At 38.3% G+C, this 17,160-nt stretch carries 13 protein-coding genes; all 13 read left to right on the forward strand.

The window, feature by feature from the left end; all coding sequences use genetic code 11:
• The first annotated feature begins 144 nt into the window (after positions 1 to 144).
• The 13 genes from M1381_05745 to M1381_05805 all read left to right on the forward strand — a co-directional run bounded on the left by M1381_05745 (position 145) and on the right by M1381_05805 (position 17,080).
• Positions 145 to 1,881, forward strand: a complete 1,737-nt coding sequence (locus M1381_05745; GenBank protein ID MCL4478588.1) for an SGNH/GDSL hydrolase family protein — start codon at positions 145 to 147, stop codon at positions 1,879 to 1,881.
• Positions 1,882 to 1,898: 17 nt separating this feature from the next.
• Positions 1,899 to 2,351 (forward strand): cbb3-type cytochrome c oxidase subunit I, encoded by a 453-nt coding sequence (locus M1381_05750; GenBank protein MCL4478589.1) that lies wholly within the window; start codon positions 1,899 to 1,901, stop codon positions 2,349 to 2,351.
• A 144-nt stretch (positions 2,352 to 2,495) separates the two neighbouring features.
• The gene (locus M1381_05755) at positions 2,496 to 4,478 is read left to right on the forward strand and encodes an ATP-binding protein (protein ID MCL4478590.1); all 1,983 of its coding nucleotides are present in this window, start codon (positions 2,496 to 2,498) and stop codon (positions 4,476 to 4,478) included.
• On the forward strand, positions 4,463 to 4,864 hold the full coding sequence (locus tag M1381_05760) for a response regulator (GenBank protein MCL4478591.1): 402 nt from the start codon (positions 4,463 to 4,465) through the stop codon (positions 4,862 to 4,864). Before M1381_05755 ends, M1381_05760 begins: the two co-directional genes overlap by 16 nt.
• A gap of 54 nt (positions 4,865 to 4,918) precedes the next feature.
• Positions 4,919 to 5,893, forward strand: a complete 975-nt coding sequence (locus M1381_05765) for a response regulator (protein ID MCL4478592.1) — start codon at positions 4,919 to 4,921, stop codon at positions 5,891 to 5,893.
• A 124-nt stretch (positions 5,894 to 6,017) separates the two neighbouring features.
• Entirely contained in the window at positions 6,018 to 8,471 is a 2,454-nt protein-coding gene (locus M1381_05770; GenBank protein MCL4478593.1) for a hypothetical protein, read from the forward strand.
• Positions 8,472 to 8,900: 429 nt separating this feature from the next.
• Positions 8,901 to 10,223 (forward strand): hemolysin family protein, encoded by a 1,323-nt coding sequence (locus M1381_05775; protein MCL4478594.1) that lies wholly within the window; start codon positions 8,901 to 8,903, stop codon positions 10,221 to 10,223.
• Positions 10,224 to 10,241: 18 nt separating this feature from the next.
• Positions 10,242 to 11,543 carry an FAD-dependent oxidoreductase gene (locus tag M1381_05780; GenBank protein ID MCL4478595.1) on the forward strand — a complete coding sequence of 434 codons (1,302 nt, stop codon included), beginning with the start codon at positions 10,242 to 10,244 and terminating at the stop codon, positions 11,541 to 11,543.
• A complete protein-coding gene (locus M1381_05785) occupies positions 11,540 to 12,607 on the forward strand; it encodes a metallophosphoesterase (protein ID MCL4478596.1) in 1,068 nt (355 codons plus the stop codon). Before M1381_05780 ends, M1381_05785 begins: the two co-directional genes overlap by 4 nt.
• On the forward strand, positions 12,608 to 13,861 hold the full coding sequence (locus M1381_05790; protein MCL4478597.1) for a hypothetical protein: 1,254 nt from the start codon (positions 12,608 to 12,610) through the stop codon (positions 13,859 to 13,861). It abuts the gene before it with no gap.
• Positions 13,858 to 14,937, forward strand: a complete 1,080-nt coding sequence (locus tag M1381_05795) for a glycosyltransferase family 4 protein (protein MCL4478598.1) — start codon at positions 13,858 to 13,860, stop codon at positions 14,935 to 14,937. The genes M1381_05790 and M1381_05795 overlap by 4 nt, the downstream gene beginning before the upstream one ends.
• A gap of 24 nt (positions 14,938 to 14,961) precedes the next feature.
• Entirely contained in the window at positions 14,962 to 16,134 is a 1,173-nt protein-coding gene (locus M1381_05800) for a glycosyltransferase family 4 protein (GenBank protein ID MCL4478599.1), read from the forward strand.
• Between the two features lie 13 nt (positions 16,135 to 16,147).
• Positions 16,148 to 17,080, forward strand: a complete 933-nt coding sequence (locus M1381_05805) for a glycosyltransferase family 2 protein (GenBank protein MCL4478600.1) — start codon at positions 16,148 to 16,150, stop codon at positions 17,078 to 17,080.
• Positions 17,081 to 17,160: the final 80 nt, after the last annotated feature.

The following is a 17,160-nucleotide window of genomic DNA, read 5'->3' on the forward strand; positions in this document are numbered from 1 at the left end:
TTACAATTTTGTAATCCAAATTTGCATGTTTACCATGGTAATCTGTACCGGAACCATTTATACTGGAAACATCATAAATAAACAACTTGATTTTAAAAATAAAATATGTTTTATTTAATGATTATTACAAAAGGGAGAGGTAACATGTATAAAAGATTTTTAGTCTATATCGGTGTTGGATTGGTGTATATGGCTATGGTGATATCAGGCTGCAGCAGCGGTAGCAGCAGTTCTACCAATCCCGGTTATGCAAATATATGTAATAGCTTTGCAGGCGGCACAAGACTTTTAAGCATATCGCCAACTACAGGTAGCCAGTTTGGCGATCAAAAGGTTACGGCAGTTATAAACAATTTTAATGCGGGCATTACAACAACAGCTTATCTGGGTAACATGGTAAGGGATTTTACGGTTACATCCCAATCAGGCAATGATGTTACCATAAGTTTTACAACAGCAGGTACACCGACCGCAGGAACGTATCCCCTTGTTATTTCCAACGGTAACGGTGTTTGTGAATATTATGAAAATGTGTACACCTATACCCCGCCTTTAAATAAGGTATTTAATACGTTTGTGGCAATAGGAGCAAGCTACACAGCAGGCTTTCAATCGGACAGCTATAATGGTGTTGCACAACTTAATGGACCTGCTACGTGGGTTGCAAGAATGGCGGGTGCATATTTTCCGCTACCATTATTCAAAATGCCGGGCATTCCACCCGCACCTGGATTTGATATACTTGATACAACCGGAAATATTTCATTAAACAGTAGCGATCTTGTTTCTATCATAGAAAATGCCCTTATAAACCCGAAAACACAACAGTTTAATATCCCAGGCGTATTTGTAAATCCTTATGTCCCGACGTATAACATAGCAATACCGGGTGCTGTTATTCAAGATGTAGTACTCGGACCAAATTCCCAATCTGGCAGGGTATTGGGTGTAATAGTACTTTCTAATATACTTTTTGAGCCGTTAGTTAATAATTTATTTGAAACGGTGGATATTCAGCCTGAGACTGTTATGGCTCAGGAATTGCATCCTACAATCATAATGAGTACCGACCTGTACGGCAATGACATTATTGATGATAATACCACCCTTACGCAATTTACGCAGTTCATCACCCAGGCTGTGCAGGCATTTGCATCGACCGGTGCACAGGTATTTCTTGGAAACGTCCCACACATAAGTATATTTCCATCGAAACAACAGGGTGTGATCAATCAACTTGCCCAATGCCAATTAACCTTAAGTGATGTGCCTCTTCAGCAGCTTGATAATGCATCATGCTACGGCAGCAATTGTACCGATAACTGTTCAACGTTTAGCTCTAATTTTACATCTAATACAAAAGATGCAGGTTGTATTAAGGCTGCATGCGAGTCTATGGCGGGGACTAATAACAGGCTTGAGTCATTCAATAGTGAGTTTGCACAGGTTGTATCCCAATACCCAAACGTACACATTGTACCGTTTGATGCACTTATGCGGGGTGATATTTCGTTAGCAGGACAGAGAATTAGTTTTGATACCTATGGTTTTCCTATTTACAAGATCAACGGGCAGACAATAACACTTAACCACCTTGGCGGGTTTTTCAGTCTTGACGGCCTGCATCCTACAAATACGGGTTATGCAATAATCGCATCCATATTTGTGCAGACAATAAATAATATACTCGGTACAAATGTCCCTTTGCCGCCGCTTGATAGTATTCTTGCCTCTGATCCATTATCACCAACAGCATTATCCGGTTATTGTTCACAGACTTCCAATAAAGAAAAGTTATATTGTCAATGTGTAAATGGATCCGGAGATCCCATGAGCGTAACGACATTCACATGCGAGACGCAATATAACATATACAAATAACCTTTACCGGACATTATATGTATACGGTTGTCAGGTACTATGTAAAGGCTGCCATTGTATTCCTGTTTCTCGGCATACTGCTCGGCGCCTACATGAGCTATGAGATCAATATTAGGGAAGTAGACATACCACATTCTATCGTAACGGCGCATACGCATCTCATACTCGTAGGTTTTGTTATGATGCTTATCATGGGCGTTGCTCTGTGGCTTTTCCCAAGGCCGAGGGAAAGGGTTTTCTATAGCCCATACCTTTCTGAGGTTACATTTTATGTAATGTTTTTTTCAATCTTATTCAGGGCAATCGGAGAGACATTGGATGGGTTCATAACAATACCACTGATAGGATGGGATGTTTTAATTGCTTCATGGATTGAGGTTATAGGCATAATACTGTTTTTCATAAATATATGGCAGAGGATAAAGCCTATTGGCAGTCATTTCAGGGAAGAAAAGGGTGAGAAGTTTTAACCCATAAAATCAATAAGGAAATTTATTCATTCGCCCGAGGTATCCATGCAAATGATGGGCCGTGTGATCCCCAGCTATCAGAATTGTTGACTTTTGTTCAAAAGAGAGTCAATAATTTATCCATACAAGGAGGTGTGCTGAAAATTGCTCCAATTTGTATACAAAAATATCTTTATTTTAGCCTTACTCCCTGTTGCTTTTCTCATAGATGTAATGTTTTTACAGTATCAAGCTCCATGTATGTTTAAAACAGGGGATGTAAAATTCACCGCAGGCGCGGACACGACTACAGGTGTGGATTATTTATCACATTTTACAGCATTACATATCATCGACAAACATGGAGAAAGTGTCCATGCTACAGGCAAGTCAGCGTCTTTAGAAACATCGGGTATTATAATATTATCGCTAATCCTGATATTTGTCATTTATTCTTTGGTTGTTCTGTTATATTTACCCATGAAAAGGCTCATGCCGCTTATAGAAGATATTGATAAAGAAGGCTTTGTAATAGATAACAGAGTAAAAACAGGCATATTCAGTTTTAACATACTATACAGGATTAAAGGCATAATTGAACATTTAAAACATAAGACAAAACATCTTGAATCAATTGTTGAAGAAAAGAATAAAGAGCTCCAGAGGAAAGAATTTTATATAAATCACATGCACAACGCTGTGTGGGCGCTTGATGAAAATAATAACACGATTGATGTAAATCCCGCTTTTACAGAATTGTTCGGTTACGCAAAAGAAGAAATGCTTGGTAAAAATGTCTTTGAATTCTTTGATGAAAAAAATAAAGATATAATGAGGGCTGAATTTAGTAAACGAATAATGAGGACAATAACAACTTACGAGATCAATATTATTACTAAAACCGGTAAAGAACTGCCTATTCTTATAACAGGTGTTCCTGTTATAGAGAATGATAAGCTTGTGGGCAAACTCGGTGTTATTACTGATATCAGCTCCATACGCTTAACGCAGGCAGAGATAAGGCAAAAAAACGTTGAACTCGAGAAGGCTAATAAGGCTAAGTCAGAATTTCTTGCAAATATGTCGCATGAATTAAGAACGCCATTGAATGCTGTTATCGGGTTTTCCGAGATATTGCTTATGGAAAGTATGGGAGAATTGAATGAAAAACAAAGGGATTATATAAAGTCTATTCTCGAATCAGGCGAATACCTGCTTAATCTGATAAATGATATACTCGACCTTTCCAGAGTTGAATCGGGACAGATGATATTTGAACCGTCCGAATTTTATATAAAAGATGTAGTTGAACAGAGTATAGCAATAATAAAGGAACGCGCACTAAAGAAGCGTATAAATATCCATGTAGAATATGATGAGACAGTAACAACTATATATGCAGATGAGAGGAAAATAAAGCAGGTATTATATAATTTGCTCAGCAATGCTATAAAATTTACACCATCCGGCGGCAATGTAACTGTTGGAATAAATATGGATGGTAGAAATGTTTTATTCACTGTAGGAGATACCGGTATAGGGATACCGAAAGAACTCATACCAAGACTTTTTCAGCCGTTCTCCCAGTTGCACCCTGAACATGAATCAATACATGAAGGTACAGGACTTGGGCTTACAATAGTAAAGTCTTTTATAGAGCTTCACGGCGGAGATGTATGGGTTGAAAGCATCCCAGCAAAAGGCAGCCAATTCTACTTTACAATCCCTGCAGATATAAAACATGGATATGTAAAGGTACAATCACAAAAACTACAAAAAACAGGTAAATGTAATACCGCATTTGTAATAGAATGGGATCAAGCATTATCAAAGCTTATAAGAAGTTATCTTGAGGATGCAGGATTAAGGGTAGAGTCTGCTTATGATGGTGACGAGGCTTTAACAAGACTTAAAAGATTTTCGCCTGATATCATAATTCTTAACCCTTCTATTCCGAATAGTAAGGGATGGCATATAATAAAGAGCCTTCGGGAAAATCCAGCTGCAAATAATATACCAATCGTTATTATTTCATCTATGGAGGAGAGTAAGGATGCACTTAAATTTGGTGCATATGCATTTATACTGATACCTTTTGATAAAAAGGTATTTATAGAAGAAATTAATAAGATTTGTGGGAGGGTATAATAAAGATACTTGTTGTAGAGGATGAACCTAAAAGTGTAAAACTTATGAGGGATATCATTAAGATGAGGGCTCACACTATAATGGAGGCAAACAACGGTGTGTTGGCACTAAGGCTTATAAATGAGCATATCCCTGATCTTATATTTGTGGATATAAACCTGCCTGGTATGGATGGACTTACACTGACAAAGCTCATAAAGATAAATCCAAGGATAAATAATATACCTGTTGTTGCAGTTACGGCATCCGCAATGAAAGGTGATAAGCAGAGGTTTTTGCAGGCAGGGTATGATGAATACATAAGTAAGCCGTTTCACGTAAATGAAATTATTGATATTTTGAATAAGTATGATGTTGATGCTAAGAAGGCACAAAGGCATAATTGAATTAACGTACTTGTCGCGGATGACAGGATAGAAAACCTTAAATTAATCGAGGCAATACTTTTACCTCTTGGGTATAACATAATAGCGGTAAATAACGGCAAACAGGCGATTGATAAGATTAAAACAATTGAACCTGATATAGCACTTATAAATGTGCTTATGCCTGAAGTAGATGGTATAGAGGTATGCAGGCTAATTAAAGCAGATAAACAAACGTCTTCAGTTCCTGTAATCATAATTACCGCACTCGACGACACAGAATCAAAGATAAGTGCACTTTCTGCAGGTGCAGATGAATTTCTTACAAAACCGATCGATCGTTCCGAGCTGATATTAAGGGTAAAGAATCTTCTGAAAGTAAAACAGCACGTTGACAGCTTAAATAAAATAATAAGCGAGAAAACACGCTCTCTTCAAAGCACAATAGAAACGTTGAAGCAAGGTCAGATAAAAACAATTTATAAGCTGTCGAAGGTAGTTGAATATATGGATCAAAATATAGGCAATCATAATGAAAGGGTTAGCAGATATGTGATGATAATAACCAACGCACTTGGAATATCAAGGGATGAAGCGGAAACCATATCTGTTGCAAGTTGTATGCATGATATTGGTAAAATTGGTGTGCCGCAGTCAATACTTTTAAAGCCTGATAGTCTTACGACAAACGAGTTTAAACAAGTTAAAGAGCATACTACAATAGGTGCTAATATATTAAGCAGTGCAGGCTCAAAGATACTTGATCTTGCTGCTGAGATTGCATTGACACATCATGAGAGATGGGAGGGCAATGGCTATCCCATGGGTTTAGCAGGGAATTTAATACCGATAACAGGGAGGATCACTGCCATTGCAGATGTATTTGATGCTTTAACTATGAAGAAAACATATAGACCCGCATTCTCAGTAGAGAATGCTATTGAGGCTATAAATGCAGAATCAGGTAAACATTTCGATCCGGAGCTTGTTGATGTGTTCTTAAAACGGATCAAAGACATAATTGAAGTAACGTACCTTTTAAAGGACTGAATCATTTTAGATACCTATATCAAAACACGAGTTGTAAACATATTTTCAATGGGTGACCATGTTTTTCTCCAACAATCTTTAAACCATGACCTAAATATAGAGGTTTTTACAGTATATGATGTTGATGTTAAGGTCTAAATCGTATAGCCTGGTGATATTTCTTGTGTTACTCTGGCTTGTTTCTTGTCAATCGAGCCATTCGGATTTTCTTACATTCAAAGAGCAGGGGTATAACTTAGCTATTAATCCTGACCACTTTTCTTATCATATATTCTTAAATAACGGCAATGTTATTAATGGGGTTAATTTTACATTTACAAGCTTTGATGGCTCTGTTAGTAACATAAGCACCAATTACTCTACCACTGCTAATAGTAATACTATACAAATGGTTGTGGGTGACAGTATTGGTAATAAGTTTGCTATAGATTTTACCTTAAGTGCGTATCAATTTACAGTAAGTATTTTTGCGATTGATCCTCAAAATATAAGGTGGGGTGGCGGGTGTTATGGAATAAGCCAGGGAGAACACATACTTGGTCTTGGGGAAAACTTTGATAGCATAGACAACTATGGTAAAGTAAGAAGAATGTATCTTGAAATTCTACCATCCAGTGAAACCGATACAAATGAGGTACATGTTCCGATACCGTTTCTTATATCGACAAAAGGCTATGCTTTGTTTGTTAACAACAAGGATCAGGGAATTTTTGATGTCGGTGCTGCAAGCTCTGATCTGCTGTGTTTCAATTTTATTACATCGTCACTCGAGCTTCATTACTTTTTCAAGGCTAAGAGTGATCTGCCAGTAAAGTTTGTTGAGGATTATGCTGCAACAGCAGGTTATCCACCTTTACCTCCTGCATGGGCATTTGCGAGCATGTTTTGGAGAGATGAATATCCGTTGTCTACAGGTGATCAGGATATACTTGATGACGCCTATCAATTAAGGACAAGGCACATACCTGTTTCTGTATTATGGATAGATGCACCATGGGAAACCGGAGAAAATACATTTGATTATGATCTAACAAGGTTTAGTCAACCTACCCAAACAATATCCCAGCTTCAGAGTGAAGGTTTTTATGTTATAAACTGGGCAACAGAGCATATAAATGATCCTGTTCAGTCAAATGAACCTGCAACAGCACCATACTTTGATCAATGTGAGACAAATGGATATTTTGTTACAGGTTCAACAAGTTCTACGCTTCTGTTGCCATGGGGTAGGGGGGTTGCAGGAATCATTGATTTTACAAACCCTAATGCCAATGCATGGTATAAGATACTTATTAAAAAGCCTTTAGAAATGGGTAGCAGAGGATTCAAATTGGATTATGGAGAGGACGTTGTTCCCTCATTGGCTGGCACGCCAATTGATATATACAGGTTTTACAATAATGGCAGGGCTTACAATATGCATGCTGAATATAAGCTCTTATATCACAAAGATTTCTATGAGACTGCAACTGCATTCTATCCAAAAGCTACAAATGGAGCTGATAATTTCTTTATAATTGCACGAACAGGTACTATAGGCTCACAATCCTATGTTGATGCTATCTGGCCCGGAGACCTCGATAACAACTTTTCTCCAAATACCATGTACTTTACCCAACCAGCAGCAAATGGTACATTACCCGGCTATGTGGGCGGATTGAAGTCATCAATACTTGGAGGCATAAATCTTGGTATTGTAGGCTTTCCTTTTTACGGCTCTGATATTGGCGGATATCGGGGTGGAACACCTACAGAAGAAGTAATGGCAAGATGGATAGAGTTCGGAGCATTCTCACCTATTATGCAGTATGGAGGTGCTGGTGACAGAAGACCATGGGTTGTATACGATCAACAGTTGTTGTCCATTTATGAAACATACACAACATTGCATGCATTGTTATTCCCATATATATATTCAAACGCATACCAGGCTCATATTAAAGGTGTGCCTATAATGATGCCCTTATACCTTCAATTTCCAAATGACCCGGAGATATTTAACAATCCATTTGAATACATGTTTGGTGATGCGATACTCGTCACACCTGTTGTATCGCAAAATATAAGCGAAGCTTCGGTGTATCTACCTGCTGGTAATTGGTATCCATTCAATGGCAGTATCGCAGTTGCAGGTGGTATAAGTGTGACTGTAAATACACCTCTTAATACTATTCCAATTTTTGTTAGAACTGGTTCAATAATCCCTATGCTCACATATACCCCTGATACATTTATAACAGGAACAACGGTTACTGTTACAACACTCGCAAATGTCATAACAGCACAAACATTGCGTGTATATCCTGGTGCAAATGGGAATTTTACAATGTATGATGGTTCATCATTTACCCTGGTATCATCAAGTACAGGGTTAAATCCACAACATGGTATGAACCTTATAAACCAGTATGGTCAATCACTCCAGCCCTGCAATGTAATTGATAGCGGTGCGATTGCGTGCGGTATAATCACAGGGGCTGATTTTACTGTGAATGGCAATATAAATGGAATCAATCTTTTTACCCTGTATGCAAAGCCATCTAATCCAGGTACAGTCTATAGGATAGAAGTATTTTAACTTTAGTTCTTTCCCGTAGCTTATAAAATAAGGTTTTTTGTTTAACCTTTACCTGCTGGATCCAAAAGTGATTTTCACCAGATCCCCGGCAATAAACGGTAACGCACTTTTTGAGCGTATTCCTCGTATCCTTCAAGCACTTGTTGGAGCGTGAGGTCTTCTAACCGGGTTCGTACGACAAAGAGCGATGCAGACAGGAGCACCAGCGATATTATATATTGACGCAGATTTTTCGTCTCTGCCCGCTCACCTTCTCGCAGGCGCGAACAAACTTGAGGCTCTTTATTCATCGCCACGTTCACTACAAAAACTTTCCTATTTTTAAATGCATTTTTTGGGTTAATTATCTGCAATGATAGAACCGCGGGTGGGTAAGATTTGCAGGGGTTCTTGACAAGAAGCATAATTTTATTAGAGTAAAATCATTATATGGATGTATCAAGCTCATTTATATTAAGACTATTGTTAATCGGGTTTTTTATCTTGTTAAATGCCTTATTTGCAGCCTCAGAAATAGCGATAATAATTGTTAAGGCAAAGGGTATTAAAAAGGAAAAAAACAAAGGTAAAATCCAGGATAGTTTACAATTTCTTGTAAATGATACGAAGAGATTATTTTCCACTATTCAGATAATGGTAACAATAGTCGGCTTTCTATCTTCAGCGGTTGCATCAGAATGGTACGCCTCACCGTTAGCTGATTACTTTTTTTTACATATAGGATTCTTGAACATAACTCAATGGCATATCGTTACGATTATTTTCGTTACCATCATTATCTCATACTTATTCCTTGTACTTGGTGAACTTTTCCCTAAAGCTATTGCTGTGGAATATGCCGATAAAATAGCACTTATTATGGCACCAGTTATAAACATGACTTCTAAGCTTCTTTCCCCATTTGTAGAATTTCTGACATTGTCAGTTAATATGATCGGCAGGATATTTGGTTTAAAACTGAAAGGTAAGTCATCAATCATTACACAGGATGAGATACGGGCTATTATAGATACGGGTGCAAAAGAAGGTGTTGTAGAGCCTGACGCAAAACAGATGCTTTATTCTATTTTAGAATTTAGTGATACGATGGTCAAGGAGATCATGATACCGAGAGTTGATGTCACGGCAATAGAAAAGGATACCCCGTTAGATGATTCGTTGAACAGGATGATAGAATCAGGATATTCACGCATGCCCATCTATGAAAAGGACATGGACCATGTTCTTGGTATTGTCCATATAAAAGACCTGCTTGATGCAAAGAATAAAGGAAAAACATTATTGCAGATACTCAGAATTGCTTCTTTTATACCCGATACAATGAGGCTGGACGATGCTATAAAGGAGTTCAGAAAAAGGGACATTCAGATGGCTGTCGTAACGGATGAATACGGAGGTATCTCAGGTATAGTAACCATGGAAGATATACTTGAAGAATTGGTAGGGGAGATAAGGGATGAATACGACCTAATGGAGGAGGAACCCATACAGCATATTCTGGATGGAATAATATCTCTCGGTAATGTGAAGATCGCCGATATCAATGAAGCTATAGGGGTTGGCATAGATGATACAAAGATAAGTACTATCGGAGGGTTTGTAACAAGCATGCTCGGGCATTATCCCTCAGTAGGTGAGGTATACGAGGACGAACAATTGAGAATAACGGTTATAAAAGTTAAAGGCAGGATTCCGGAAAAATTAAAGGTTACAAAAAAACTTGTTGAGGAATCAAATATGGATGCATTTTAAAAGTTAGCGGAGCGTTGTATGTATGATTTTATAATAGTTGGTGCAGGGATAGCAGGGCTTGAACTTGGGGCTATGCTTGGTCAGGATGGATATAGAGTGCTTGTGCTTGAGCAGGCACAGCATGTTGGCGGCAGAGCATTTATACATGAGAAGGACGGGTTTATCCTTGATAATGGAATACACCTTGTACGGTTTGGTAAAAAAAGTGCAATCGCAAAGGTAATAAACCGCATCGGCGGTAATATTGAATTTAAACAACTCGGTAAATCATATTTTGTTGATCAGAACAATAACTTTGTTTTATTCCCCACGAGTCCGTCAGGTTTCTTTAAAAGTGAGATGTTTACAATCGCAGAACGGCTTAAGGCTTTGTTCGTCATGCTGCAGATAAAAATGAACAAATATAAGGATACGGAAAATCTTACCGTATCGGATTGGATGGTTAATGAACATATACAAAAAGGATTGAAAAGATATTTTTCACTTGTTTCAGGCTCGATGCTTGTGTGCCCCGATATTGCCGTTGCATCGCTCAGTGCATTAACAGAGAATATAAGTAAGGTTTTAAAAACAGGCATATCTGTAGAATATCCATTACATGGCTGGGCAAAAGATATAATAGAGCCTATTACAAACAAGATAAAACAGAGTGGAGAGATCAGAGTAAACAGCAAGGTTAGATCTGTAATCATTGAGAATGGCAGGGCAACGGGTGTCAGGCTTAGCAATGATAATATAAAGGCAAATAATATTATTATTGATGTCCCATCACAGTATATCGACGAGATACTTGATACAGGTTTAATTCATGATAACAGCTTAAAAAATGCGTCAAACCTTGTTCCTACTGCAGGGATATCAATAGATTATGCGTTAGACGGTATTATAAGTGATATTGATGGATTGATTTATTTTGAAGATCCTTTAAGTTTTGGCTGTTTTGTATCCAGCCTTTCATCAAATGTTGCACCTAAAGATAAATCTTTGTTAACATGGTTTTGCCCAATTGTGCATGAGAAAATAAAGAATGATGCCGTTGTAAAAGGATATCAGGACAGGCTTGAAAAAAAGATAGAGTCCGTATTCCCTGAAATAAAGAGAAGGGCTATATTTAAACGCGTTTTACATTTTGATATGGTTGATGGCGTAGAATTAAATATAAATCAACTGAGACAAAAAAGGATCAATTTTGCATTAAATGGAGTAGAGAATCTTTATTTTGTTGGGGATACTACGTCTGCCCGTGGAGCAGGCGGAGATGTTGCACATGAGTCAAGCATTGAATGCTATGAAGAGATAACCGGTAAAACAGTCAAATGAAGAAAGCCATAAAACTTGTTGTGAGTGATTTACATCTCGGGAGGGGACCCACGTTTGATGACGGTATAAAAAATCCGTATGAGGATTTCTGGTTTGATGGAAGCTTCGCAGAATTCGTAGAATATTACACCGCAGGGCAGTACAGGGATTTTAATGTTGAACTTATAATCAACGGCGATTTTGTTAATCTTCTTCAGCCTGATATACTTATTGACGGTGTTACAATCACGGAACCCGACAGCATGCTTATGCTGCAGAGGGTCCTCAATGGCCACGCCGTATTTTTTGAAACGCTTAAACAATTCATGAACCAGCCGGAACATCAGCTCAGCTTTATAATAGGAAATCATGATCAGGGATTTTTGTGGTATAGGATAGAAGCATTATTAAAAAATGAGATTTCAGAGAGGATTATGTTTTATCCGCGTTCCAGAAGCTTCGATGGTATATACATAGAACATGGGAATCATTACGATATGCTGAATGGCTTTGATGTTAAGGAATATTCAGAAAAGGACTTTGAAGGCAGACGCGTTCTTAATATACCATGGGGCAGCTATTTTGTCATGACCTTTATTTATCCGAGGAAGAAAAAAATACCATATCTTGATAAGATTAAACCATTAAGAAAATATATAAGATGGGGGCTTTTATTCGATACGGTGAATACACTCAAGATCGTATCTCGGATGGTACTCTTCTATTTTAGAAACAGGTTTCACAGGGATCCGCAGAGAAGAAAAAAATTTAGTATCAACATTGAACACATAATGGAATCTCTAAGATTAAATTCGTTGACAGAAGTTGCGATATCCATTCTCAGGCACACAAACTACAGGGTTGTTATATTTGGACACAGCCATAAAGCAATGCACATAGAATTAGAAGGCAAAGAATATATCAACACGGGCACATGGACAGAAATGATAAATATGAATATTGAAAACCTCGGCAGGCATACAAGACTTAATTATGCGTTGATTGATTATAGAGTGAATCCTGTCGGCGTAACTTTACGGGAATGGCATGGTAAACATAAAATAGAAGAGGTTTCATCATTTTAAATGATAAGTATATTTGATATCAAATGGCTGTTTCTTTTTTTTGTTGGTGCAATATATCTATCTATTTCTCTGTATGAAGCGGTGCTCGTATTAATCATTCTTATCTTTTTACTGCGATTCAGCACCATTCCAAAACATCGATTTGCAGGCTCATTAACCATTCCCGTTTTCTTGTTTTTTATTGGCATGATCCTGCCTACAATGTTGTTTGAAACTCATTCGAAATATGCGATGCAGGCCGTAATAAGGGCTGTTTTTGCGTTGATCTACTTTCCGGCACTTCTTCTTGATACCGCGGATGAAAAACTGCTGAAAAAGTATGCTTTCATTATCCTGACAGGCGGGATGCTGTTTTCCGCAGCTGCATATATAAAATTCTTTCTATTAATGCCACAACATGCCAGCGGGTTATGGGGCAGCGGTTTTGAGCTGGGCAATCTGGTATCACTGTCAATGTGTATATCTCTTGCTTTTTTGTTTTCGATAAAAAAAAGCACAAATAAAATACTCATGTTCACTGCCTTTGCTTTTATGTTTGGAGCTATTGTACTGACTTTTGAACGAACAGCATGGTTAGACGTTTTCTGGGGTATTGCGTTTTTCTTTTTTGCCGTGCAGCATAAAATAAAAGTAAAACCCGCTGTCCTCATAACCGGTATATTAAGTATACTCCTATTATTTTCCATACTACTGTCTGTGTTTGCAAAGCATGATCCAAGATTCGTGATTTTAAAGAAAATAATAATAAATCATAATATCAGTTTACATGAAATAAACATACTGAGTTCCGACCGCCTCTATAAATTAAAGGCATCCATAGCTATCATAAAACACGATATTGATATGAAGCATTATGCACCCCTCATTCTTGGACACGGGTTCAGGGCAGGGTCAACTCTGTCGCAATACTATGGTTCACAACCGGTTAAAACATCTTTCGAATCCATCTCTTTTTTAGGTGAATACATAGATACGGGCATTATAGGTATTCTTTATATGTTGTTTATCTATGGTGCATTTATTAAACTCATTTTCAGGGTGAGAAACCTCCATCCGAAGTCGCAGGAATCCGGGTTTTTGCTTACCGGGCTTACGGCAGGGGTAGGTGCTTACTTTTTCGGCTCTCTGTTTAATATGTTTGCGACCTCTCCATTTTTTTATTACCTGTTCTTGTTCGGCGTTATTGAACGTTCAGTAAGGTACTTTACTCCCATAACTAACGGAAATCCCCGTTTGGATGGAAAGCCTCTATGAAAGTTACATTTATATTGCCCGGGTTTCCACGGAAACCCGTCGGAGGTTTCAGGGTTGTTTATGAGTATGCTAATCATCTGGCAGCACGGGGGCATGATGTCTATATTGTGCACCATTGGGCTCATTCAAAACCAGCCACCGTATTTCATTCACTCGGCAGCTTTACCACGTACGTTAAAGATGTACTTAGAATCCGTCATGCGATCAAGAAATGGCAGCCGCTCAGCAGACAGGTTAAGGTACTATGCGTCCACGATATCACGACGAGTTCTATTCCTGACGGCGACGCTGTTTTTGCTACGGCATGGCAAACCGCTGAATCTGTGATGCAGTTACCGGGCAGAAAGGGGAAAAAATTTTACATGGTAATGGATTTTGGCGATTATTTTGGGCCACAAGAGGAATTGAAAAAAACGTGGAAGTTTCCTTTAAAGAAGATAGCAATCTCCCGATGGATTTTTAATAATGTTGCTGTGATTGCGGGTACGGAAAATCTAACCTACATACCTCTTGGTATTAACCATAAAATATTTCATATAAAAAATAACACTGATAACAGACCTTACCACTTAGCGATGATGTATGCGCCGGGTTATTACAAAGCTGCGGAAGACGGTATAGCGGCAATGGAGATCTGCAAAATACGGTATCCTGATTTAAAGGCTGTCGTATTCGGGAATACGGGCTCTTCATCGAGGAACTCACAATGGATAAATTATGAATATAGGGTTAGTAATCGTGAACTTGTACAAATATACAATAGTTCACGGATCTTTATAAGCAGTAGTATAGGCGAGGGGTTTGCATTTCCTTCTGCTGAGGCAATGGCATGCGGGTGTGCGGTAGCATCAACCGATTGCGGCGGCAATAGAGACTATGCGGAGGATGGGGTGACTGCTTTATTATCGCCGCCTAATAACCCTAAAGCTCTGGCAGATAATGTACTGAAGCTCTTAAATAATGAGGGCGTAAGAAAAAGGATTTCTATAGCAGGCTTTGAACGTATACAGGAATTCAAATGGTACAGGAGTGCAGAGTTGTTGGAAAATGTTTTGCTGGAACGCACAAGAGCATAAAGATTGTTATGAAAGAGATCACTTATGGATAAAATGCCCTGTGTCGGGATTTTGAGGGAGAAAAATATCAATCCATGGGAAATTCAGAATTACATTCCCTTAAGGGATAAGATGGATATTGTATTGTTTATGCCCAATGATAATGGTTTTGATATTACGGGTATTGATCTACCGGTATATAACCTTAATAAACTTTCAGAGACCACGTACAATGTTTTTCATCCGGTTAAGTATATTAAACGGGCTTTCAGCTCACACTTCGAAAAGGTTTTTTATTATCCAAACGAGATAGAGAAGAAGGCCAATACTCTTAACATACTTCATACCGTTGATTTAAAAGCAAGGATGACCTACACAGGCGCATATCTAAAGGGGAAACACGGGTTCAAGTTGATCGTCACGGTATGGGAAAATATTCCATTCCTGTATAAAAATAAGCCCCGCTGGCAGAAAATGAGATCATTTATACTTCAACACGCCGATGGTATTATTGCTGTAACGCAGGGTGCCAAAGAGGCACTTCTGATTGAGGGGGTACCGGAGCATAAAATTACTCTGATACACTATGGAATAGATGTGAATGCATTTAAGCCTTTGGAAAGAGAAGCGATATATTCCGATCGATTCCGCATAAAAGATAAAGAAAGGATCATACTTTTTATTGGAAGACTTGTTCCCGAAAAGGGTATTTATCAATTACTCTTTGCAGCAAGATACCTTTTATCAGGAGATATGGGTTTTCCAGTCAAATTGTTTATAGTGGGAACAGGCAGAGAACGGGATCTCATAACACAACTTATCAGGGAATGGGGGCTGGAAGAAAAGATCGTTCTTATTCCATACATACCTTATCACGAACTTCCACACCTCTATAATCTTGCCGATATATTTGTGCTTCCAAGCTTTCCCACAAGTGAATGGCAAGAGCAATTCGGTATGGTTTTGCTTGAGGCAATGGCAAGCGGGAAGGCAATTGTCGGTTCAACTTCGGGTGCAATTCCGGAGGTGTTGGGTGATGCCGGTTTACTCGTTCCTTCCGGTGATTGGATAGCCCTTGCCAATGTATTAAAAAGACTTTTAGAGGACGAAACGCTGCGGAATAAATTAGGTGCTAAGGCAGCAGATCTTGCAAAAGAAAAATACGATTCTCGGAAAATCGCACAACAAATCTATCTCTTTTATAAAAAGTTCATCTAACGGAGAATATGCAATGGGGACAAGCATCGTAATAACGAGCTGGAACGGGAAGGAAAGACTGAAAATATCACTTCCTTCCATAATGCACGCATGGGAAAGCCACCCGGAAGTTATTCGTGAAATAATAGTTGTTGATGATGCTTCCAGTGATGATACGGAAGAGTTTCTGCGATTGCAATTCCCACAGATTAGAATGATTAAAAATAAACAAAACCGTGGTTTTATTTACTCAAGTAACAAAGGCGTTCATGAGGCTCGGGAAGATATTGCAGTTCTACTCAACAATGATGTGACAGTGAGTAATAATTTTTTAGATGCTGTTATCCCTAATTTTGATGATTCATCCGTATTTGCCGTCACTTTTAGATCTCTGGGAGACGATGAGAAAACCTTCCGGGAAGGTGGAAAGAGCATGGTGTTTTCTTTAGGCTTCCCGCATATTAGACATGCTTTAAGGCATCAAGCGGAGAACAACAAATATTCTTTGTATGCTGTAGGTGGGCACTGCGCAGTAAGAAAACAGATGTTTCTTGCTCTTGGTGGATTTGATGAACTTTTCCATCCAGGCTACTGGGAAGATGTGGACATATCATGGAGGGCATGGAAAAACGGATGGAAGGTGCTTTACGAACCGGAAAGTGTAGTTTATCATAAAGAGATCAGTACAATGAAAACCTCCTTCAAGCGTTTTACACTCAAAACCATTAAAGCGAGGAATCGTTTGCTTTTTATCTGGAAGAATATCAGTTCACCATTTCTTATGTCAGAACATATCTTTTTTCTTGTTATTAGAACCGTTACATCTATAATTACATTGGATATTTATTTTTATCCTGCCTTATTTTCTGCCCTCAGGTTACTGCCCCTTGTTTTTAAAAGGCGAAAAACAGAAGAGTTTAATGGGAATATGTCTGATAGGACTACTATAAGGATTGGAAGGGATTGAATCAAACCAGGATTCTTTATAAACTGCCGGTGAAGAACTGGTATTATTTGACATAAAGTTATTAATTCATTATTTTACAA

The sequence above is a fragment of the Deltaproteobacteria bacterium genome (assembly GCA_023382265.1).
In the GTDB taxonomy this organism is placed as follows: domain Bacteria; phylum JAMCPX01; class JAMCPX01; order JAMCPX01; family JAMCPX01; genus JAMCPX01.